Annotated in this window: 16 protein-coding genes, 1 tRNA gene and 1 pseudogene; all 18 read left to right on the top strand. The window is 42.2% G+C overall.

The features are described 5' to 3' along the window. Nucleotides 1-47: 47 nt before the first annotated feature. The 18 genes and pseudogenes from CALPO_RS0103650 (at nucleotide 48) to CALPO_RS0103565 (ending at nucleotide 22424) form a co-directional block, all read left to right on the top strand. Nucleotides 48-1130, top strand: a complete 1083-nt coding sequence (locus CALPO_RS0103650; protein ID WP_026486115.1) for a glycoside hydrolase family 172 protein — start codon at nucleotides 48-50, stop codon at nucleotides 1128-1130. Between the two features lie 67 nt (nucleotides 1131-1197). Further along, nucleotides 1198-3336, top strand: coding sequence for an ADP-ribosylglycohydrolase family protein (locus tag CALPO_RS0103645; protein WP_035172113.1), 2139 nt, complete (start codon nucleotides 1198-1200; stop codon nucleotides 3334-3336). Nucleotides 3337-3385: 49 nt separating this feature from the next. After that, nucleotides 3386-5023, top strand: a complete 1638-nt coding sequence (locus CALPO_RS0103640; RefSeq protein ID WP_026486113.1) for a beta-N-acetylhexosaminidase — start codon at nucleotides 3386-3388, stop codon at nucleotides 5021-5023. A gap of 79 nt (nucleotides 5024-5102) precedes the next feature. Continuing rightward, on the top strand, nucleotides 5103-6071 hold the full coding sequence (locus CALPO_RS0103635; protein WP_035172110.1) for an ROK family protein: 969 nt from the start codon (nucleotides 5103-5105) through the stop codon (nucleotides 6069-6071). Between the two features lie 64 nt (nucleotides 6072-6135). After that, nucleotides 6136-7289 (top strand): annotated as a pseudogene (nagA, locus tag CALPO_RS13185) (N-acetylglucosamine-6-phosphate deacetylase). Between the two features lie 19 nt (nucleotides 7290-7308). Beyond that, nucleotides 7309-7572 carry a TIGR03905 family TSCPD domain-containing protein gene (locus tag CALPO_RS0103625; protein WP_026486111.1) on the top strand — a complete coding sequence of 88 codons (264 nt, stop codon included), beginning with the start codon at nucleotides 7309-7311 and terminating at the stop codon, nucleotides 7570-7572. A gap of 38 nt (nucleotides 7573-7610) precedes the next feature. Further along, nucleotides 7611-7683 (top strand) — tRNA-Ala (locus CALPO_RS0103620). 72 nt (nucleotides 7684-7755) lie between these two features. Next, a complete protein-coding gene (gene uvrA / locus CALPO_RS0103615) occupies nucleotides 7756-10560 on the top strand; it encodes an excinuclease ABC subunit UvrA (RefSeq protein ID WP_035172107.1) in 2805 nt (934 codons plus the stop codon). A gap of 82 nt (nucleotides 10561-10642) precedes the next feature. After that, the gene (locus CALPO_RS0103610) at nucleotides 10643-11074 is read left to right on the top strand and encodes an FHA domain-containing protein (RefSeq protein ID WP_026486109.1); all 432 of its coding nucleotides are present in this window, start codon (nucleotides 10643-10645) and stop codon (nucleotides 11072-11074) included. 12 nt (nucleotides 11075-11086) lie between these two features. Then, a complete protein-coding gene (locus CALPO_RS0103605) occupies nucleotides 11087-12310 on the top strand; it encodes an FtsW/RodA/SpoVE family cell cycle protein (RefSeq protein WP_026486108.1) in 1224 nt (407 codons plus the stop codon). Beyond that, a complete protein-coding gene (locus CALPO_RS0103600) occupies nucleotides 12288-13712 on the top strand; it encodes a peptidoglycan D,D-transpeptidase FtsI family protein (protein WP_245589879.1) in 1425 nt (474 codons plus the stop codon). The genes CALPO_RS0103605 and CALPO_RS0103600 overlap by 23 nt, the downstream gene beginning before the upstream one ends. A 4-nt stretch (nucleotides 13713-13716) precedes the next feature. After that, complete coding sequence (uvrC, locus tag CALPO_RS0103595) at nucleotides 13717-15591, top strand: excinuclease ABC subunit UvrC (RefSeq protein WP_026486106.1); 1875 nt, start codon at nucleotides 13717-13719, stop codon at nucleotides 15589-15591. Next, a complete protein-coding gene (gene hprK / locus CALPO_RS0103590) occupies nucleotides 15587-16510 on the top strand; it encodes an HPr(Ser) kinase/phosphatase (RefSeq protein ID WP_281172738.1) in 924 nt (307 codons plus the stop codon). Before uvrC ends, hprK begins: the two co-directional genes overlap by 5 nt. Nucleotides 16511-16516: 6 nt before the next feature. After that, nucleotides 16517-17236 carry a phosphatase gene (locus CALPO_RS0103585; RefSeq protein ID WP_026486104.1) on the top strand — a complete coding sequence of 240 codons (720 nt, stop codon included), beginning with the start codon at nucleotides 16517-16519 and terminating at the stop codon, nucleotides 17234-17236. A gap of 179 nt (nucleotides 17237-17415) precedes the next feature. Continuing rightward, complete coding sequence (locus CALPO_RS0103580; protein WP_026486103.1) at nucleotides 17416-19551, top strand: sodium-translocating pyrophosphatase; 2136 nt, start codon at nucleotides 17416-17418, stop codon at nucleotides 19549-19551. Nucleotides 19552-19690: 139 nt separating this feature from the next. Further along, nucleotides 19691-20578 carry a UDP-N-acetylmuramate dehydrogenase gene (gene murB, locus CALPO_RS0103575; RefSeq protein ID WP_026486102.1) on the top strand — a complete coding sequence of 296 codons (888 nt, stop codon included), beginning with the start codon at nucleotides 19691-19693 and terminating at the stop codon, nucleotides 20576-20578. A gap of 24 nt (nucleotides 20579-20602) precedes the next feature. Beyond that, the gene (rapZ, locus tag CALPO_RS0103570) at nucleotides 20603-21454 is read left to right on the top strand and encodes an RNase adapter RapZ (RefSeq protein WP_026486101.1); all 852 of its coding nucleotides are present in this window, start codon (nucleotides 20603-20605) and stop codon (nucleotides 21452-21454) included. Nucleotides 21455-21467: 13 nt separating this feature from the next. Beyond that, a complete protein-coding gene (locus tag CALPO_RS0103565) occupies nucleotides 21468-22424 on the top strand; it encodes a gluconeogenesis factor YvcK family protein (RefSeq protein WP_026486100.1) in 957 nt (318 codons plus the stop codon). The last annotated feature ends 46 nt before the right edge of the window (nucleotides 22425-22470 follow it).

Raw genomic sequence — 22470 nt, 5'->3', positions numbered from 1 at the left:
AAAAGTGGTGTTAAAATATTTATGGAAACGATGATCAGGAGGGATAAATGATGATTTTTAATGGTTTCGGATTAAACCTTGGTAATTTACCTCTATTATCTAACGCGAAATCTCGATCGATAAGCCCAGAAAACTTTACTGGTGAAAAAGGTAAAGGTGGAATGGCAACAGAAGGCACAGGAAAAGAATGCGCCAGGGAGCTGGGAGTGGGTTGGAAGGTTTCTCCATCAATAAATATTCCAGAAAAAAGCGTTTTTACATTAGCAGATATTGAAGGACCTGGCGTTATCCAGCACATATGGATGACATGTTTTCCAGATAAATGGCGATCTCTTGTACTAAGGATGTACTGGGATGGAGAAGAGCATCCATCAGTGGAAACTCCCTTTGGCGATTTTTTTTGCAATGGATGGTGCGAGCTAAGCAATGTAAACTCTATAGCCATCGCTGTAAATCCAGCTGGTGGAATGAATTCTTATTGGACTATGCCTTTTAAAAAATCAGCGAAGATCACCATAGAAAATCTCAGCGATAAGCCTGCAGTGCTGTACTATCAAATTGACTATACGTTGACGGATATACCTGATAATGTGGGGTATTTTCATGCCCAATGGCGTCGTGATAATCCCCTTAAATATAAGGAGGTCCATATAATACTTGACGATGTAAAAGGACAAGGGCATTACGTTGGTACATATATCGCATGGGGCGTAAACAACAACGGATGGTGGGGTGAAGGCGAGATAAAATTTTACTTAGATGGGGATAAAGATTTTCCTACCATATGCGGCACTGGAACTGAAGACTATTTCGGAGGTGCATGGAATTTTGAATTTCCTCAAGGACAATACGGTAAATTCTCATCATTGTACTCAGGTCTTTCTCAAGTAATAAAACCCGACGGCTTATATAAAAGCCAACAGCGTTTCGGAATGTACCGCTGGCATATAATGGATCCAATACGCTTTGAAAAAGATTTGAAAGTAACCATACAGGCTTTAGGTTGGAGATCTGGCGGACGATACCTTCCTTTACAGGATGATATTGCATCAGTTGGCTACTGGTATCAGAGTGAACCTCATAGCCCATTCCCTAAATTTCCTGATGCAGACGTATTAGAGGTTATATAATCATTATTTTTTTGCAGAACTATCTCCATTCTTAATGAAAGGCAATAGAAAAAGGAGAGTAAGAAAAATGGGGAAAATTCCAAAAGATTATATAAATAGAGTCTATGCAGGCTTACTGGGTAAAATAATAGGAGTTCGTCACGGGGCCCCGATTGAAGGATGGACATATGAAAAGATAGGAAAAATTTATGGAGAAATTACTGACTATCTTGTGAACTACAAGGAATTTGCAGCTGATGATGACATTAATGGGCCACTGTTTTTTTTGCGGGCACTGGAAGACTATACATACACTTCTGACATCACAGCCGAGCATATAGGTCTAACCTGGCTTAATTATGTGCCCTATGAGCATGGTTTTTTCTGGTGGGGTGGATACGGTAAGTCAACAGAGCACACCGCATACCTTAATTTAAGGAGCGGTATAATGGCTCCGCTTTCGGGTTCCATAGAACAGAATGGGCCAGCTGTGGCTGAGCAAATTGGCGGCCAGATCTTTATTGATACGTGGGGGTTGGTAATACCTGATAACCCCAAACTTGCGGCTGAATATGCAGAAAAAGCGGCCAGCGTTTCCCATGGAGGAAACGGTATCTACGGCGGTATGTTTGTAGCTGCTTGCATCAGCGCTGCATTTACAGAGAAGGATATAAAAAAGGTTATAGAGAAGGGATTGTCGGTTATACCAAAGGACTGCGAATATGCTAGGATGGCTCGTGATGTAATAAAGTTTTATAATGAGCATCCTGAAAATTGGAGAGAATGCTTTAAGTTTATAAAAACTAATTATGGATATGACCGCTATCCCGGCACGTGCCATATAATTCCTAATTCCGCTGTAATGATATTATCCATGTTGTATGGGGAAGGAGATTTCTCAAAAACTATTAACATCTGCAACATGTGCGGTTGGGATACCGACTGCAATGTTGGCAATGTTGGCACTATTATGGGAGTTTTATGCGGGCTTGAAGGTATAGACTATAAAAAATGGAGAAAACCTATCAACGATTTTTTGGTGTGTTCGAGTGTCATAGGAAGTTTAAACATACTTGATATTCCATGGTGCGCATCATATATTGCAAACCTTGCATATAAAATAGCAGGAGAAGAGCCACCAGAAGAGTGGAAGGATATTTTGGAGGGAAGGGCAGCTAAGTTCCATTTTGAATTTCCGGGCTCAACCCATGGCTTTCGTTTGGCGTGGGAGAGTGAGAGCAATCTTGAGTATGACTTGGTTCATACTACTCAATTCTCTCACAGTGGTAAAGGTGCTCTCAAAGTGATAGCAAAACCTGTAGCATACGGCAATGAATTAAGGGTGTTTCATAAAACTTACTATAGGCCTAGTGACTTCCATGACAGCCGCTATGATCCAAGTTTTTCACCAATACTATATCCAGGACAAAGGATAAGTGCCAGTGTAATGCTTCCGGAGGATAGTGACGCGCAGGCTTTTGCATGTTTGTATGTTAAAGATGGCAATAACGAAAAGTTTATTGAATCGGAGAAAGTTGAACTAATAGCAAATAGATGGATAGAACTTTCATTTGAGATTCCCCACCTTGAAGGCGCATGTATTGAAGAAGCTGGAGTAAAGTTTATATTGAAACACGGCTGGAATTCTACATTTGTTGCATATGTTGATGATTTTGATTTTTCAGGACAGCCTGACTATACGATAGAATTTAATAAAGAAAGGATGGAAGTATGGCATGGTTTACACAAAGAGGTAAGCCAGTTCACTTATCTTAAAGGAATATGGACATTGGAAAATGGGGAGTTAAGTGGAAGCACAAATGATTTTGGAGAGGCTTATACAGGGAGCTATGATTGGAAGGATTACAGTTTTGAAGCCACAGTGATTCCAAAGGTGGGGAAGTACCACAATATTAACTTCCGTGTACAAGGGGCTATGCGTTCGTATGCTGTAGGCCTTGCGGATAATGACAAGCTTGTACTTTACAAAAATGAAAATGGGTATCGCCCACTTAAAGAAATTCCATTTAAGTGGGAATATAACAATGAATATACGTTCAGGATTGAAGTAAAAGGTGCCAACATAAAAGCTATGAGTAAAGGCAAAGTATTGATTGAATATGATGATAAAAATAATCCTTACTTAAGAGGCCAGATAGGAGTATCTTTGTTAAAAGGAGGTCACTGCCACTTCAAGAATTTCAAAATAGGAAAGTTGGATGATTGAATTAAAGCAGTACCAATAAAATCAAAAAAGTTAAAGGGAGGAGAAATTTGTGGTCAACATAGTACCTCAACCCAAATCTATACGTTTTACGGGGCAATGGTTTGCTTTTGACGGCTTTTCAAACATGCCCTGTTTTTTGGCACAAACCTTTTCTATACCCAAAGGTTGTTGGACAATTGAAAAAATAGACAAAAAAGGATGTGGCATATCGATAGAAGATGGCAAGATAAAAATATGGGGTGATCAAAACATCGCTTATGCTACAATAATACAGCTTTTAATGCAGAGAAAAGATGCTCTGCCAGAAGTCGTCATAGAAGAGGATTTTTGTTTTCCTTTTAGAGGATATCATCTCGATATAGCACGTGGCGGTGTTCCCAGTGTTTCAACTTTTAAAGATATACTAAACTGGCTTTTCTTGCTTAAATACAATTATTTTGCCATCTATCTTGAAGACCTGTTCTCATGGCAAAAGTACCCTCAAATAGGAAGTACGAGAGGAAGGCTTTTGCAAGAAGAACTTAAAGAGATAATAGAACACGGTCGTAAACTTGGCATAGAGGTATTGCCCTCAGTTGAGCTTGCAGGCCATATGGAACAGATACTGATGTTGCCAGAGTTTTCAAAATACAGCGAATGGCATTTACCCCGCGAGGGATGCTTAGACCTATCAGATAATGAGGCGAGAGGGTTTGCATATGAACTCCTTGAAGAAGTGTTGGAATTTTTCCCGTCAAAATACATACATATAGGCGGGGATGAAACGTGGGCGCTGGGCAGGGGAAAAAGCCTTGATAAAACATGGACATTCCAAGGTCCAATGCTGTATGAATATCATTATCGCAATATGATTGAGATGGTTGAAAAATACGGTAAAATCCCAATAGTATGGGGTGATATGGTAACCGGCATGTACCTTAGATCAAGTGAGAGAAAAATATGGGAAAGTATACTAAAGAGCGATATATGGGATCGCGTTATTATAGCCAACTGGGACTACAGTGCGCAAACAAAAGAGTTCTTTTTAAATAAAATAGAAAGCTTCGGAAGTCAGCGCCAAGATAAACAGATAGTATGTCCTGGGCTTTCAAACTGGGGCAGATTCTACCCTGATTTCCACTGCGCCATTGAAAATTTAAAGAACTTTATAGGTGCAGCAGTTCATAAGAAACTGCCTGGCTTTTTTATAACAGCCTGGGGTGACGATGGTGAGGAATGCCTATTTTCATACTTAAAGCCGCTTCTTTTAGCTGGCATGGAGTTGGCAGAGGGCAGCGGTCAGTGGGAGCAGAAATGGATCAGCCTATCTGGTGAGGATGGAAATGTGCTGCGCGTACGAAAAGCCTTTGGCAGAGCGGAGATAACCAATAACATAAAGCACTTGCTTTTTGCAGATTATTGGTATTACCGCATGAGCGAATCTGATAAAACTAATATAAAACAAGTTTTTGAAGAAGTTACTCAAGAGTCGTCTAAAGTAAATCTTCCTGAGGATCTGTGGTTTATAAGACAGGTGTTACGCGTATGTCTGAAAAGGCTTGAGGGTAATATAACAACCTCTGATCTTTTAGAACTCGCAAACGCATATGCCAGGCTTTGGCTAGCCGAAAGAAAGTCTGAGGGACTTGAAATAGTTGAGGGTAAATTCTGGTCAGCTGCAGGAAGAGTGGATTTAAGTATAAGATAATTGATGGACTGGCTCTACCAGCCAGTCCATTGTGTGCGTGGCATGTATGCAAAAAATTCGAAAGATAGGCGGTGATATTATGTCTGACAAAGAGTACATAGTAGGAGTGGACCTGGGAGGTACCAAGTTGAGCACTGTTCTCATAAATAAAGTAGGAGAGATACTGGTGAGGGAAAACGTCCCTACTGAAGCATATAAAGGGCCTGATGCGGTAATACAAAAGATAAAGGATACCATACACACTGTTATGGATAAAGCAGGGGTTTCCTTAGGCGAACTGGAGGGAATAGGAGTAGGGTCGCCTGGTCCGCTGGACGCTGAAAAAGGGGTTATCAAGTTTACTTCTAACCTGCCTGGTTGGGTAGATGTTCCATTGAAGGACAGGATACAGGAAGAATTTCCAGTACCTATAAAAGTAGACAATGACGCCAATGCGGCTGCTGTTGGGGAAGGGATTTTTGGAGCTGGCAAGGGCATCAAAAACTTTGTGTACATAACGGTGAGCACGGGTATAGGAGGAGGCGCCTTTATAGATGGCAAGCTATTTCACGGAGAGAATTCCAACGGTGCAGAGTTAGGTCACACCACCATTGATATGAATGGCCCTCTGTGCGGTTGCGGCAATTATGGCTGTTGGGAGGCTTTGGCTTCTGGTACTGCCTTTACCAGGCGTGTTGTAGAGGGGCTTAAAAGCGGCAGGAGAGAGTCCATAATACTGGATATGGTGGGAGGGGACATAGAGAAAGTAGACGCGAAGGTGGTATTTGACGCTGCGCGAAAAGGGGACGAATACGCGCTGGAGATGGTGAACAGAGAAGCAGAGCTTTTAGGGGTTGGCATATCCAATATCATAAACAGTTTTAATCCCCGGCGCATTATAATAGGTGGAGGCATGTCCAACGACCTCGATATGATGTACGCAGGGATAATGAAGGAAATAGGCAAAAGGGCTTTAAAAGCCAATGCAGAGGTAGTAGAAATTGTAAGAGCGAAGCTTGGCAAGGATGCTGGGGTGTTAGGAGCAGCTGCCCTTATATTAAGCCAGTAGACATTCACGTGTGGTATAATTAGAATGATAAATTATAAAATTTTTAACTGTAAGGTGGATATATATGAAAAACATTTTATTCAGGCATGGTGAAATATATACAAATGACGGAATACTTTATGATTGCGATTTATTAATTTCAGACGGCAAGATATCAGAAATAGGGAAAGGTATAATAAAAGAAGATGCTGAAGTATTTGATGTAACTGGCAAAAAAATAGTACCTGGTTTTATTGACATACACGTACACGGTGGCGTTGGATATGATGTGATGGATGCAAGCTATGATGCATTAAACAGTATTTCAGTTCATCTTGCAGAGCATGGTGTAACTTCATTTTGTGCTACAACTATGACGATGGGAGTACAGTATATTCATAATGCCCTTAAAAACGTAAGCGATACAATGAAGAAAGGGACAGATGGAGCGCAAATAATAGGCGCATATGTCGAAGGGCCATTTATAAGCAAAGAACACAAAGGAGCTCAGGACGAGAGGTATATATTAGAACCAGATATTAGCATTATGGAAAAGTTCATTGAGGCGTCAAATAATAGCATAAAAGTAGTAGCATTGGCTCCCGAAAAAGATATAGATGGATGCTTTGTAAAATATGTAACCCAGAAGAGTATAAAAATATCATTAGGGCATACAAATGCTACTTATGAAGAGATGAAAAACGCCGTTGACCATGGAGCTTCACTTGCCGTTCATACATATAACGGCATGAAAGGTTTTCAACACAGGGAACCCGGTGCCTTAGGTGAGGTGTTTCTGGACGATAGAAAATATATAGTGAACTAATATGTGATTTTATACACTCACATCCAGCGTCAGTAAAAATCTTAATAAAGATAAAAGGTACAGAAAAAATTATATTAATTTCAGACGGGATGCTAGCTTGCGGTCTTGGAGATGGTAAGTATGTATTTGGTGGACAAAAAGTTATCGTAGAAAAAGGCGTAGCGAGAATAGAGAACGGTTCTTTAGCCGGAAGTACTCTTACTCTTGATAAAGCAGTGGCAAATATAACGACTCTTGGAATACCCCTTTCAGAAGCTATAAAAATGGCTACTCTTAATCCTGCGAGGGCAATTGGCATAGATGACAGAAAAGGCAGTATAAGCACAGGCAAGGATGCTGACATTGTTGTTTTAAATAATGATTTGTCTGTTGATATGACAGTAATTAGTGGGAAGATTGCATATAAAAAATAGTGAGAGGTGAATAGCACTGATGCGTTACAGTTATGTACCTCACGGCGTCTGCTGCAAGAAAATCGTATTTGATGTGATAGACGGTAAAATCGCCAATGTAAATTTTATAGCGGGGTGTAAGGGAAATCTTCAAGGCCTGGCAAAGCTTTTAGAGGGGATGGACGTAAAGGAGGCGACGGAGAGGCTTAAAGGCATTAAATGCCAAGGGGATACATCGTGCCCTGACCAATTTGCTAAGGCAGTGGAAGAACTCGTATTAAAACATTCAGTAAACACGTATTGACACGGAGGAAAAAATATTGTATTATATATATCGTCGGCGGGGATATAGCTCAGTTGGGAGAGCGCTACAATGGCATTGTAGAGGTCAGGGGTTCGACTCCCCTTATCTCCACTACAGAAATACAGTAGATATGAGGCGTTAAAGCTATCGCTATGATAGCTTTTATTTTTATGGGGTGAGATAATGGATTATATTTATGTCAAAGGGGCCCGGGAGCACAATTTAAAGAACATAGATGTAAAGATTCCACGGGATAAATTGGTGGTGATAACAGGGCTTAGCGGTTCTGGCAAATCGTCATTAGCTTTTGATACCATATATGCTGAAGGCCAGAGGCGGTATGTAGAATCCCTTTCTGCTTACGCCAGACAGTTTTTGGGTCAGATGAATAAGCCCGATGTGGACTACATTGAAGGGCTGTCGCCGGCAATATCTATAGACCAAAAAACGACCAGCAAAAACCCGCGATCTACTGTGGGTACTATAACCGAAATACACGATTACCTTAGGTTGCTATACGCTCGCATAGGAATCCCTCATTGCCCTAAGTGCGGCAGGGTGATCTCTCAGCAGACGGTGGATCAGATGATCGACAAAGTGATGGCACTAGGGGAGAGGACGAGAATACAGGTTCTGGCGCCTGTGGTGAGGGGCAGAAAAGGCGAACATGTTAAGCTCATCAATGACATAAAAAAGGCGGGCTATGTGAGGCTTAGGATTGATGGTAACATCTATGATATTGGAGAGGATATAAATCTGGAGAAAAACAAGAAGCACGACATAGATGTAGTTGTGGACAGATTGATCGTAAGGAATGATATAAGGAGCAGGCTGGCTGATTCTATAGAAACGGCACTGGAGCTCTCTGGAGGGCTTGTGGTGATAAACGTGCTGGACGGTGAGGATTTGCTGTTCAGTCAGAATCTAGCGTGTCCCGACTGTGGCATAAGTATTGAGGAACTTACCCCCAGGATGTTTTCATTTAACAGCCCTTATGGCGCCTGCCCTGAGTGCAGCGGTTTGGGGTTTAAGATGAAAATCGACCCCGATTTGCTTTTTGATATGTCAAAATCTATATTAGAAGGTGCGGTAAATACGTGGATAGCTTCTGAAGACAGCTGGACGTACAAAGTTCTTCTGGCCGTGGCCAGAGAATATGGCATTGACATTACAGTCCCTTTACAGGACCTAGGTGATAAGCTGGATATTATATTTTATGGTATAGGCGATAGAAAGGTAAAGGTCAAGGGGTCTGATGGTCGTTATTACGATGCCAGCTTTGAGGGCGTTATAAACAATCTTGAAAGGCGTTACCATGAAACCCAGTCTGAGATAGTAAAAGAAGAGATAGAAAAATACATGAGGATAATCCCATGTGAAGCTTGCAAGGGGGATAGGTTAAAAAAAGAAAGCCTTTCGGTGACCGTGGGTGGAAAGTCCATCGCTGAACTCAGCAATATGTCTATTATAGAGCTAAAAAAGTTTTTAGAAGGGCTTAAGCTGAGCGAAAAGGAAAGGCTTATATCTGGCCAGATTTTAAAGGAGATAAACGCCAGGTTAGGGTTTTTAATTGACGTAGGGCTGGATTACCTCACATTATCCCGCTCTGCAGGAACTCTTTCGGGAGGAGAAGCCCAGAGGATAAGACTGGCCAGCCAGATCGGTTCAGGGCTAATGGGTGTCCTTTACATCCTGGATGAGCCCAGCATAGGACTTCACCAAAAAGACAACGACAAGCTTATAAAAACCCTCAAACACCTGAGAGACTTGGGCAATACCCTTATAGTGGTGGAGCACGATGAGGATACCATGTATGCTTCTGATTACATCATAGACGTGGGTCCAGGTGCTGGGGAGAACGGCGGTAGGATCATAGCAGCGGGTACCGTTGAGGATATAAAGAGGTGCAAGGAATCTATAACAGGCCAATATTTGAGCGGCGCAAAAAAGATACACATTCCCCAGGAGAGGAGAAAGCCTAACGGAAAATGGCTGGAGATAAAAGGGGCTAGAGAAAATAACCTCAAAGACATTGACGTGAAGATACCACTGGGCGTGATAACGTGTGTGACGGGAGTCTCCGGGTCGGGTAAAAGCACCCTTGTAAATGAAATACTCTATAAGAGCCTTGCCCGGCGATTGAACAAGGCAAAGGAGGTACCGGGCGATCACGATGAAATTCTGGGAGTGGAGAACCTGGATAAGGTGATAAACATAGATCAGTCGCCTATTGGTAGGACGCCTAGGTCTAATCCTGCCACTTACACCGGCGTCTTTGACTATATCAGAGAGGTATTTGCTCTTACCCCTGAAGCCAGGATGAGAGGTTATAAGCAGGGTAGGTTTAGCTTTAACGTAAAAGGAGGTCGCTGTGAGGCATGTCACGGCGATGGGATTATAAAGATTGAGATGCATTTTCTGTCAGATGTGTACGTGCCATGTGAGGTATGTAAAGGGAAAAGATATAACAAAGAGACGCTGGAAATAAAGTACAAAGGTAAAAATATATCAGATGTACTGGACATGACCGTTGATGAGGCCTTGGAGTTCTTTGAAAATATACCCCGGATTAAGAATAAGCTCATGACTTTGCACGATGTAGGCCTTGGGTACATCAAATTAGGACAGCCTTCCACTCAATTATCTGGAGGGGAAGCTCAGAGGATAAAACTGGCAACCGAGTTGAGCAAGAAAGCCACGGGGAGGACTGTGTATATACTGGACGAGCCTACTACAGGGCTTCACATGGCAGATGTGGACAGGCTTATCCAGGTTTTAAACAGGTTGGTTGAAGGTGGCAATACCGTTGTAATCATTGAGCACAACATGGACGTCATAAAAACAGCTGATTATATCATCGACTTGGGTCCTGATGGCGGTGATAAAGGGGGTAGAGTGATTGCCTGTGGTACCCCCGAAGAAGTGGCCATGAATGAATTCTCCTATACAGGTCAATATCTAAAGAAAATACTTAGTAAGAGCAAATAAAAGCACATGAGTTGTGCTTTTATTTTTATGGGTAAAAGGTATTTGTGATATAATATACCCAGAAATCCATAGAGGTGAAGGTATGTATAATTTTATTGCGTGGGTATTGAGATTTGTATTTATAATTATAATATACTATTTTTTGTACAATGTGCTCAAGCTGTTGTACATGGATATAAGAGGCGATAGGAGCAAAAAGGATATAAGAAATGTAGAGACAACGGCTCGCATAGCCTCTTTAAAGCCTCCTTTTGAGAATTACACTCTGTACAATGTGACAACCATCGGGCGGGCTGACGATTGCGATGTGATTTTAAAAAACGAATACGTGTCCAGTAAACATGCTCAGATCTACAAAAAAGGCGGAAAATTTTGGGTAGACGATCTCAAAAGCACTAATGGGACTTTTGTAAATGGAAGGAGGATTAAGAAGCCTGTAAGGTTAAAATCCGGCGATATAATTTCTATCGCCAATGAAGATTTCAGGTTTAGCGAGCACTTTGATAGAAGATGAGGAGAGAATAGGATGGAAATACAGGAGAGAGTGTATAGGAGACTTTTTTATTTAATATACATCATGAGTTTTATTGCTTTTTCTCTGCTTTCTATATATAAAATACCTGTCAGGACAGAGCCTCTGTATATAGCGCTGATATTTGATTTTGTCTTTTCCATGGTTTACATTCTCATAAAATACCTCATGCCCGAGGGGGATGTGGTGCTGTTTCTAATAAGCGCTTTTCTGTCCGAAATAGGGCTTATAATAATATACCGCCTGCAACCCAACTTGGCGATAAAGCAGATTGTATGGGTGGCATCTGGCATGCTTTTGTTTATAATAACTGCTTACTTGTATAGATTTACCGATAAGGTCAACAGGTATTACTTTGGTTATATAGTGGCGGGGTTTGCCATGCTTATTGTAACCCTTGTGTTCGGCAAAGAAGTGGGCGGATCTACCAATTGGCTCAGCATAGGTAGAGTTACATTTCAGCCTTCGGAGTTTGTAAAGCTGTTGTACGTATTGTTTATGTCAAATTTTCTAGCCGAGAAAAAAGGGAAAAGGCAGGTGCTATTTGCTTTTGGCATTACACTTTTACTGGTACTTTTTTTGATGTTGCAGAAGGACCTAGGATCTGCTTTGATATTTTTCCTCACGGGGTTGGTCATGGTGTACGTGGCTACATCCAATTGGCTTTACGCCGCTATAGGGTTTATGGCTTTGGGAATAGGGGGCCTGATGAGTTTTTATATATTTGACCACGTCAGGATCAGAATCGATGCATGGTTAAATCCATGGATAGATGTGCCAGGTAAGGGATATCAGATCGTCCAATCTCTGCTTGCCATATCTTCAGGGGGGTATCTGGGTACCGGCCTTGGCCTTGGACACCCTGAATTGATTCCTGCCGTATACACCGATTTTATCTTCTCTGCCATATGCGAGGAAATGGGTTTTTTGGGGGCAGCCGCTATTATAATCATGTACTTTTTGATACTGTACAGGGGCATGAGGATATCTTTAAGGTGTGAGGACATTGTGGATAAATTGGTAACCGTGGGCCTTACGGCTATGTTCAGCATACAGGTGTTTACCATTATAGGTGGCGTGATAAAGTTTATTCCCCTCACAGGAGTTACACTGCCATTTATAAGCTATGGAGGAAGTTCTATTGTCATGAGCTTTATTTTACTTGGGATACTCAAGTCAGTTTCAGAGAGAATAGGTGATAGCATTGAACACCAATAGGACCAATAGAAGTATAAAAGTGGTTTTTGGGATATTGTCGCTTATGCTTTTGTCTCTTGTGGTGTACATGACCTATTTTGAGATTTCATATGCTCCCAGTCTGTTGTCAAATCCGTACAATACTCGGGCGTTGATGGAAGAGCGCAAGGTCAAGAAAGGAAGTATCATCGACAGAAACGGTCAGGTATTGGCATACAGTTCTAAAGACGGCAATGGTTACTGGAATGTCGTGTACCCTGATGGAAAGATCTTTTCGCCTATAGTAGGCTACAGAAGCGTTCAATATGGAAGCGCGGGACTAGAAGCTTATTATAACAGGGCTTTACTAGGTTTAGGGAGCAATAAACCTGTGGACGTGCTGCGCTCAGAAATACTGGGCAAGAGCAAGATCGGCGATAACTTGAGGTTGACCATAGACGGCAAACTCCAAAGAGTAGCGTACAATGCGCTGGGCGACTATAAAGGCGCAGTGGTAGCCATGGATCCGAAAACTGGCGCTGTTTTGGCTTTGGTGTCAAAACCAACCTTTGACCCTAATACCATTGACCGCGATTGGAAACAGTTGAACAGCGATCCCAATAGTCCGCTATTGAACAGGGCGTTAAATGGTTTGTATGCCCCTGGTTCTACATTCAAAATAGTGACAGCCAGCGCAGCGATCAAGTACGTTTCTGGGATTAATGATAAAATTTACAATTGCAAGGGATATGTAATAGTCGATGGAAGAAAGATATCGGATTACCAGGGCGAAGCCCATGGATCTTTAAATTTGCGCGATGCTTTCAGGGTTTCGTGCAATTCTACTTTTGTAAAGATAGGGCTTGAGGTAGGCAAAAGCGATATGATCAAAATGGCAGAAGCTTTTGGTTTCAATAATGAATTAGATTTTGACCTGCCTGTATCCAAAAGCACATTTCCACCTTTTAAGCTGTTGTCAGATAATGTGGAGCTTGCAGAGAGATCCATTGGGCAGGGAAAGGTTCAGGTTACCCCTATTATGATGGCTATGATAACCTCTGCCATAGCCAATAATGGCATTATGATGCAACCGTATATGGTATCAGAGGTGATAAGCCCTGACGGCAAAGTGGTCCAGAGTGCTTCGCCAAGGAGCTTTCTGACGCCAGTTTCGCCGGCAATCGCCGCTGCTATAAAGGACATGATGGTATCCGTTGTAAACAGCGGTACAGGAACCGCCGCGGCCATATCAGGCGTACAGGTTGCGGGGAAGACGGGAACGGCTCAGACAGGTAAAGATAGAGACAACGCGTGGTTTGTAGGTTTTGCTCCTGCTGACGACCCAAGGATAGCTGTCGCCGTGCTGGTGGAAGAAGGCGGTACAGGTGGCATTACTGCGGCGCCCATTGCGAGAGATGTGATATCGGCGTATCTCGGGAGGTGATGACATGAAGGATTTGCAGCAGAAGTTAAAAGCATTGCCTGAAAAACCAGGTGTTTATATAATGAAAAACGACAAAAATGAGATAATATACGTGGGCAAGGCAATTTCTCTTAAAAACAGGGTAAGGCAGTATTTTCAGAACAGCAAAAATCAGTCGCCAAAAGTGCGTGCAATGGTTAACAATATCGCCGATTTTGAGTATATAATAACCGCATCGGAATTGGAGGCCCTTATACTGGAGTGCAATCTAATAAAAGAGAACAAGCCCAAGTACAATATACTGCTCAGGGATGATAAAAACTACCCCTATATAAGAATCACCAATGAGAAGTATCCCAGGATAATGTTTACCAGGAAAGTGGTTAAAGATGGCTCTAAATACTATGGGCCTTATTCCAGCGCTTATGCGGTAAGAGAAACCATAGACGTAATAAGAAAGATGTTCCCTATAAGGTCGTGCAATGTGGATGTAGACAAAAAGAAAGGCAAAATGAGGGAATGCCTTTATTACCACATAGGGAAATGCTCGGCGCCTTGCACAGGAAAGATATCTTATGAAGAATACCGTAGGATTTGTCACGATGTGAGCATGTTTTTAGACGGGAAGCAGGATAAGCTTATCGATATTTTGAAACAAGAGATGAAAGCAGCTTCAGATAATTTAGATTTTGAGAGGGCTGCCAGGTTAAGAGATCAGATATCCGCTATAGAAAAACTCATGGAAAAGCAAAGGGTTTTAAAGCTGGATATGGGCGACGTAGATGTGGTGGCTCTGGCGCGCAAGGGGGACAGGGTATGTGTGCAGGTATTTTTCATAAGAAAAGGTAAACTCATAGATAGAGATAGCCATATTTTAAAAAACACAGAACATTTGGACGATAGTGAAATAATGGCCGGTTTTCTCAAACAGTATTATTCGGGTTTATCTTTTATACCTGAAGAAATATTGTTGATGTGTGAGACAGGAGAGGAAGAGGTATTGTCTCAATGGCTTTCCGATATTAAGGGATCTAAAGTGAGGGTTTTTGTTCCTAAGAGAGGGGAAAAATTGGATTTAGTTAAAATGGTGAAAAACAACGCAGAAGATACCCTTGAGAAAGCAATGGACCTTGCTGCTTTAGACAAAAAACAGAACAATGCGGTTACTGATAAAGCTTCCTTGGAATTGGCAGATATGCTAGGGCTTGACGCTGCACCTTATAGGATAGAGGCTTATGATGTTTCCAACGTCCAAGGAAGCGAATCAGTTGCCTCAATGGTGGTGTTTGAAAATGGTAAACCTAGGAAGGAGGATTACAGGCGATTTAAAATAAAGACTGTAGTAGGTCCTGACGATTACAGCAGCATGCAAGAGGTGCTGTTCAGGAGGTTTGAGCACGCCAGAAGACAAGACGATGATAAATTTTCGCGGATGCCTGACCTCATATTAATTGACGGTGGCCAGGGCCATGTGAATGCTGCCCTTGATGTGATGAGAGATATGAATATTGATATACCAGTATGTGGCATGGTAAAAGACGATAAGCACAGGACCAGAGGGTTGATATATAGAGGCGGGGAAATCAGCATGTCGATGACTTCGCGGGCTTTTAGGCTGGTAGCTAAGATACAGGAAGAAGCCCACAGGTTTGCTATTGCATATCACAGGATCTTGCGCAGTAAGTCCGTTACAAAATCTGTTTTAGATGATATAATAGGGGTAGGAGAAGCCCGTAAAAAGGCCCTTTTGAAACATTTTGGCTCTATTGAAGATATAAAAAATGCCTCGCTGGATGATCTTAAAAAGGTTGAAGGCATAAATAGCAAAGTAGCCCTTTCCATTTACGAGTTTTTTCACAGCGGAGGCCAAAAGGACAAGGGGGATCAAATTGTCGATTAGTATAACTGTGGAAAAAATGATAAAAGACCTGGAACTGGAGATCATCGTGGAAGGAAAAGACAGCATCCCCATAACGACAATAGATGTAAACAGGCCGGGATTGCAGTTAGACGGCTATTATAAGCATTTCGCTTATGAGCGCGTACAGGTTATGGGTATGGTTGAAACGTCTTTTTTTGCGTCTTTAAGCGATGAATTGAAAAAAGAAAGGGCTGATAAGTTTTTCAGCTACGATATACCATGTCTTGTGGTAACAAGAGGGCTGGAAATAAGGCCTGAAATAGTGAGCGCTGCTAAAAAATATGGGAGGTATCTCCTGAGGACAAGTCAGGAGTCCACTAAATTTATAAACAGGTTGATCAACTACTTAAATGAAGAACTGGCGCCGAGGATAACACTCCACGGAGTATTGGTGGACGTGTACGGATTGGGCATGCTTCTTTTAGGCGAAAGCGGCATCGGTAAAAGCGAGACGGCATTGGAGCTGGTGAAAAGGGGTCATCGCCTGGTGGCAGATGATGCTGTAGAGATAAAGAAAGTTGGTGAGAATACCCTAATAGGTGCTGCTCCTGAATTGATAAGGCATTTTATAGAGATCAGGGGTATCGGCATACTAGATGTTAAAAATCTATACGGCGTCGGCGCCATAAGAAACAGCAAAGAGATAGACATGGTGGTACAACTGGAAGAATGGCAGGAAGGAAAATACTATGACAGGTTGGGCCTTGAGGACGAGTACATGGAAATCATGGGCATAAACCTTCCAAAACTCACCATACCCGTAAGGCCTGGTAGAAACCTGGCTATAATAATGGAAGTGGCGGCCATGAATCATAGGCAGAAGTCCATGGGCTACAATGCCGCCCAGGAATTAAATAAGCGACTTTTGCAGCAAATAGAGAGCGGAAAGGAAGGGTGATAGGGTTTGAAGTTTGTATTGGATACGCACAGCCATACTATAGCAGGAGGCCATGCTTACAGCACTGTTATAGAAATGGCTAAAGTAGCCTCCGACAAGGGCCTTGAGCTTATATGCATCACTGAACACGGTCCTGCTATGCCAGGAGGACCTCATGAGTATTTTTTCGGTAACTTAAGGGTGATTCCAGACAATATTTACGGTGTGGAGATTTTAAAGGGTGTTGAAGCCAATATAATGGGATACGATGGAAAGCTTGACCTATCTGAAAAATACCTTGAAAAACTGGATGTGGTGATCGCCAGCCTTCACGAGATATGCTATCCAGGTGGTAGCGTGGAAGAGAACACGGAAGCGATGATAAATGCTATAAAAAATCCTTATGTTAACATCATTGCTCATCCGGGCAATCCCAGATATCCCATTGATCAGGAAGCTGTAGTAAACGCCGCTAAAAAGTACGGTAAGATTTTAGAAATCAACAACGGCACGTTTATGGGCAGTCGAAAAGGTAGTTATGAAAATTGTCTGAATATTGCACGGCTGGCTCGAGATTATGGAGTTATGCTGTCCCTTGGCAGCGATGCTCATATAGCTTTTGATATAGGTAGGTTTGACAAGGCTTATGAGGTCATAAGAGAAGCAGAGGTTCCTGAAGACCTGATTGTAAACACATCAGTAGAAAAATTTAAAAGATGTTTAAAATCGAGATTTAATGAGAAATAGAGAGAGTAAAAGAGAAAATAGTCCTTTTTGTTCTGAAAAGTGCTGCTTATAAAAAAATAAAGCGTTTTACTAAATATCAGTATTTTACTATAATATAAAATGGGTTTGATTTTGGTGTAAAGAAAGGGTTTTGCATCAAAATCAGTAGCAACATACAATAATTAAAGGAGTTGGTGTCATTGGGTACTTATCTTGCTTTAATTTACGGTGTTATAGTTATAGCAATTTTGGTTATATGTGGCCTGATCAGATTTATCTTTGCCCAGGAAAAGGGCAATGAAAAAATGCAGGAGATTGCTGGCGCTATAAGAGAGGGTGCTATGGCTTTCCTGAATAGGCAATACAAGACCATAGGTGGATTGGCTGTGATAGTGGCGCTGATAATTGTTATTGCCAATTATTTTGGCCATCTCTCTCAAGGTAGCGATGTGGCAAGCGATTTCGCATGGCGTATAGGCTTTGCGTTTATTATGGGCGCCATATGTTCGGCTGTGTCTGGTTACATAGGCATGTATATGGCTGTTAACTCAAATATAAGAGCTGCAGCCGGTGCCAGGTCTGGATTGAATAAAGCCCTTCAGATAGCGTTGAGGGGTGGAGCTGTTACGGGGCTTGCGGTTACTGCCTTATCGCTTTTAGGAGTTGCTACACTGTTCTTGCTTTACGGTGGGATGTCGGGTAATGAATCCCTCATAAAAGAAGCTCCTTCTTTGATTGTGGGTTTTGGTTTTGGAGCGTCTTTTGTGGCGCTGTTTGCACAGCTGGGAGGAGGTATATACACCAAGGCGGCTGATGTAGGTGCGGATTTAGTAGGAAAGGTAGAAGCCGGCATTCCAGAAGATGATCCCAGGAATCCTGCTGTTGTAGCGGACTTGGTAGGAGATAACGTAGGGGATTGCGCGGGAAGAGGTGCGGACCTTTTTGAATCTACGGCCGCTGAGAACATAGGCGCTATGATCCTGGGCGTAGCTTTGTATCCTATATTTGGGTGGAAAGGCATTTTGTTTCCTCTTGTAGCCCGTGCTATAGGTATAATTGCATCTATAATAGGGATATTTTTTGTAAATGCAAAGGATGAGTCCAAAGACCCCATGAAGGCCTTGAACAAAGGTTATTTAGTGACCACGATAATAAATTTAATTGTTCTCGTGTTTGTGGTAAAGTCCATGCTGTCAGGTAAGCTTTCTGATGGAAGGGAAGTTAATTACTGGTTATTATATGGTTCAGCGGTCACGGGTGTGATATTGAGCTATATATTTGTGTTTTTAACCGACTACTATACCTCTGTGACCAAGAGGCCTGTTCAGGAGATATCTAAAGCTTCAACTACAGGGCCTGCTACGAATATAATCACAGGCGTTTCAGTAGGTATGGAATCTACGGCGCTTCCTGTGGTGTTTATATCACTGGCAATATTCATCGCCTATAAACTGGGCGAAGCTGCATTACCTGGTATTTCCAGTGCAGGACTTTACGGTACTGCTATTGCCACGATGGGTATGCTTTCCACTACGGCATATATACTAGCTATGGATACGTTTGGGCCTATCACCGATAATGCAGGCGGTATCACCGAGATGTCGGGAGCACCTGAAAGCATAAGGCTTGTGACAGATAGGTTGGATGCGTGTGGCAATACTACAAAAGCGTTGACTAAAGGTTACGCAGTGGGTTCGGCTGCTCTGGCTACCTTTTTACTGTTCTCGGCTTACCTGGATGAGGTAAAGAAGATATTGGGCAAACCGCTTACGTCCTGGTTTGCTGTAGATATTGGAAAACCCGAGGTCTTTATAGGTGCGTTTGTAGGCGCTATGATAGTATTTCTGTTTAGCTCTACAGCTATACGCGCTGTAGGCAGGGCTGCACAGTACGTCATCCTTGAGGTTAGAAGGCAATTTAAAGAGATTCCGGGTATAATGGAAGGCAAAGCTAAGCCTGACTATGCTAAGTGCGTAGATATCGTCACGAAGGGCGCTTTAAAAGAAATGGTTGTCCCTGGCCTTATAGTCGTAATTACGCCTATCTTGGTGGGTATTCTTCTTGGAAAAGAGGCTGCTGGCGGATTTTTAATGGTTGGAACTATCGCAGGTGTGATTATGGCATTGTTTTTAAATAACAGCGGTGGTGCTTGGGATAATGCCAAGAAGTTTATAGAGCTAGGCAATTATGGTGGTAAGAGATCTGATGCCCACAAGGCAGGAGTTGTAGGTGATACGGTAGGAGATCCTTTTAAAGATACAGCAGGTCCTTCACTACACGTGTTGATTAAGCTCATAAGCACCATAACATTAGTTTTTGTGTCGCTTTTCAGGTGATATCATAGTCTTGATGCAAAAGCCTGTACCTTTTTGAAGGTATAGGCTTTTTGTTTTTTAAAAGCTTTTGTTTAATTTTACATCTTTTTAGTATATGATATAATAAAAAAAGAACATTTTTTCGTAGAAGGGAAGTAGTATGGCAAAAAAACTCGAGGATATAACCGTGGTGCTTAAAGATGAATTGATGAGCAGACACACGTCTTTTAAAATAGGGGGTAAGGCTGATTATCTGGTTTTACCGAGAAATGAGGATGAATTAAGAGATGTACTTATCTGGTGCAAACAAACCCGCACTCCTTACTTTGTTATGGGCAATGGCACTAATTTGCTGGTAAAGGACAAAGGGATAAGGGGCGTGGTGATAAAAATAGCTGATAATTTCTCCCGGGTTACAGTGGATGGTGAAAATTTAGAAGCGGGAGCTGGCATCTTGCTTTCAAGATTGGCCAGGATTGCTTTAAAGAATGAACTTTCTGGCATGGAGGGCCTGTCTGGTATCCCAGGCACGCTGGGAGGTGCGGTGATGATGAATGCCGGGGCGTACGGTTATGAGATACAGGATATTTTTGTAAAGTGTACTGTTATGGATGAAAATGGACAGGTTTTTACCTACACAAAAGCTGATATGGATTTTGGATACAGGAAGACAGCACTACAAGGTAGCGGTAAAATTGTGCTCAATGCCGTTTTGAAATTGCAAAAAGGTGACTGCAGTCACATAAAAGCCCTAATGGATGATTTTACTCATAGGAGGCAAGCTAAACAGCCGTTATCTCAGCCCAGTGCTGGTAGTGTATTTAAAAGGCCGGCGGGCTATTACGCCGGTAAGCTTATTCAGGAAGCTGGCTTAATGGGCTTTAGAATTGGCGATGCCCAAGTTTCTGAAAAACACGCTGGATTCATAGTAAATCTGGGCAGCGCCACGGCTGACGACGTGTTGAGGTTGATAGAGCATGTGAGGAAGACCGTACGCGATAAATTTGGGGTAGAGCTGGAACCTGAGGTTAAAATTGTGGGAGAATAGAAGGTTACAAGGGGAGAGGAACAGATGAGGTTTGTCATAATAACAGGCTTATCCGGAGCGGGGCGCAGCCAGGCTGTTAAAGCTTTGGAGGATATGGGTTATTTTTGTATTGACAATTTGCCTCCATCTTTGATTCCCAAGCTTTCCGAGCTATTTACGGAATCAAAAAAAATAGACAAAGTAGCGCTGGTTATTGATTTAAGAGGAGGGCAATTTTTTGATGACCTCAATTCGAGCCTTGAGTATTTGCAGAAAATGAATTACCAATATGAGATATTGTTTCTGGAAGCCAGCGATACCGCGCTAATAAAGAGGTATAAAGAGAGCAGGCGCAAGCACCCTCTTGCCCACGATGGAAGGGTTATTGCGGCTATACATGACGAGAGAAAGAGGCTAGAATCTATACGCAATAAAGCTACAGCGATAATCGATACCTCTAACCTGACTATCTCACAGCTGAGAGAGCAGTTGGCCAACATATTCTTAGAGGGGCGAAAATTTAAAGGATTGGTTATAACAGTCGTTTCTTTTGGCTACAAGTCAGGTATTCCACTGGATGCCGATCTGGTTTTTGACGTCAGGTTTTTACCTAATCCCTTTTATATAGAGGAGCTTAAGGATTTAACAGGGAATGATGCTCCTGTGAGGGATTATGTGTTGAGCTTTCCTGTAACTAAAGAATTTATGGCCAAGTTATACGACATACTGCAATTTCTAATTCCGTATTACGTAAAAGAAGGCAAAACGCAATTGGTCATAGCGGTGGGTTGCACTGGTGGCAAACATCGGTCGGTGACTGTTGCCAACGAGCTGTACAACTATTTGCGCAAAAATGACTACGCTGTGTTTGTAGAGCATAGGGATATATTAAAATGAAAGAGGTATCGATATGGGAGAGGGAGGAAAAGATGTTAATATCGTCGCTTTGGGAGGTGGCACGGGTTTATCTACCCTTTTAAGAGGGCTTAAAAAACGTACCTCCAGGATAACTGCCGTGGTGACAGTAGCAGATGACGGTGGAGGGTCAGGTATGCTGCGGCAAGATCTGGGTATATTGCCTCCCGGCGATATAAGAAATTGCATATTGGCTTTGGCTAATACAGAGCCTATAATGTATAAACTCTTAAATTATCGCTTTACAGAGGGCATGTTAAAAGGGCAAAGTTTTGGCAATTTGTTTCTTGCGGCGATGAATGGGATATCGGGTAATTTTGAAGAGGCTGTAAGGCGTATGAGTGATGTGCTGGCTGTGGTAGGTAGAGTGCTTCCTGTGACGTTGTCGAATATACAGCTAAAGGCGGTTTTTGAGGACGGGGGCGTTATAATAGGTGAGTCCCGTATACCGGAATACTCTAAGGCCAAAAAAACTCGTATTGTGGAGCTTGGCATTCAACCCGATGACGTGGAACCCTTGCCTGAGGTTATAAATGCCCTGGAGACGGCAGATTGTATTGTTTTAGGGCCTGGCAGCCTCTATACCAGCATATTGCCCAATCTTCTGATACCAGGCGTATCGGAGGCAATTAATAAGTCTACGGCTAAAAAGGTATACGTTTTAAATATTATGACACAGCCCGGGGAGACTGATGGCTATACGGCTTCTGACCATGTTAAAGAACTTATGAGGATAGGTAAGATAACAAAGCTTGATTACATTGTGGCCAATAGCATGCCTATTCCTTTAGAGCTTTTAAAGTTTTATCAAAAAGATGGTGCTTATCCTGTATATCCCGATGGTGTAGATGTATATGGTACAGTGGTAAGCAAGGAACTGGTTAAAGTTGTAAAGGGATTGATACGCCATGATGAAGAAGTGCTCGCTGATACCATATTATCTCTCATTTAAAATTCACTGGTGAAAATATTTGACTTTGAGGTATAATATAGTAAAA

Origin of the sequence: Caldanaerobius polysaccharolyticus DSM 13641 (assembly GCF_000427425.1) — a bacterium.
In the GTDB taxonomy this organism is placed as follows: domain Bacteria; phylum Bacillota; class Thermoanaerobacteria; order Thermoanaerobacterales; family Caldanaerobiaceae; genus Caldanaerobius; species Caldanaerobius polysaccharolyticus.
This window is presented reverse-complemented; position numbering and strand designations above follow the sequence as displayed.

Bases quoted from the DNA above. Each gene is read 5' to 3' on its own strand.
- CALPO_RS0103650 (WP_026486115.1), top strand. From the start codon at position 48: ATGATGATTTTTAATGGTTTCGGATTAAACCTTGGTAATTTACCTCTA.
- CALPO_RS0103645 (WP_035172113.1), top strand. From the start codon at position 1,198: ATGGGGAAAATTCCAAAAGATTATATAAATAGAGTCTATGCAGGCTTA.
- CALPO_RS0103635 (WP_035172110.1), top strand. From the start codon at position 5,103: ATGTCTGACAAAGAGTACATAGTAGGAGTGGACCTGGGAGGTACCAAG.
- CALPO_RS0103625 (WP_026486111.1), top strand. From the start codon at position 7,309: ATGCGTTACAGTTATGTACCTCACGGCGTCTGCTGCAAGAAAATCGTA.
- uvrA (WP_035172107.1), top strand. From the start codon at position 7,756: ATGGATTATATTTATGTCAAAGGGGCCCGGGAGCACAATTTAAAGAAC.
- CALPO_RS0103610 (WP_026486109.1), top strand. From the start codon at position 10,643: ATGTATAATTTTATTGCGTGGGTATTGAGATTTGTATTTATAATTATA.
- CALPO_RS0103605 (WP_026486108.1), top strand. From the start codon at position 11,087: ATGGAAATACAGGAGAGAGTGTATAGGAGACTTTTTTATTTAATATAC.
- uvrC (WP_026486106.1), top strand. From the start codon at position 13,717: ATGAAGGATTTGCAGCAGAAGTTAAAAGCATTGCCTGAAAAACCAGGT.
- murB (WP_026486102.1), top strand. From the start codon at position 19,691: ATGGCAAAAAAACTCGAGGATATAACCGTGGTGCTTAAAGATGAATTG.
- rapZ (WP_026486101.1), top strand. From the start codon at position 20,603: ATGAGGTTTGTCATAATAACAGGCTTATCCGGAGCGGGGCGCAGCCAG.
- CALPO_RS0103565 (WP_026486100.1), top strand. From the start codon at position 21,468: ATGGGAGAGGGAGGAAAAGATGTTAATATCGTCGCTTTGGGAGGTGGC.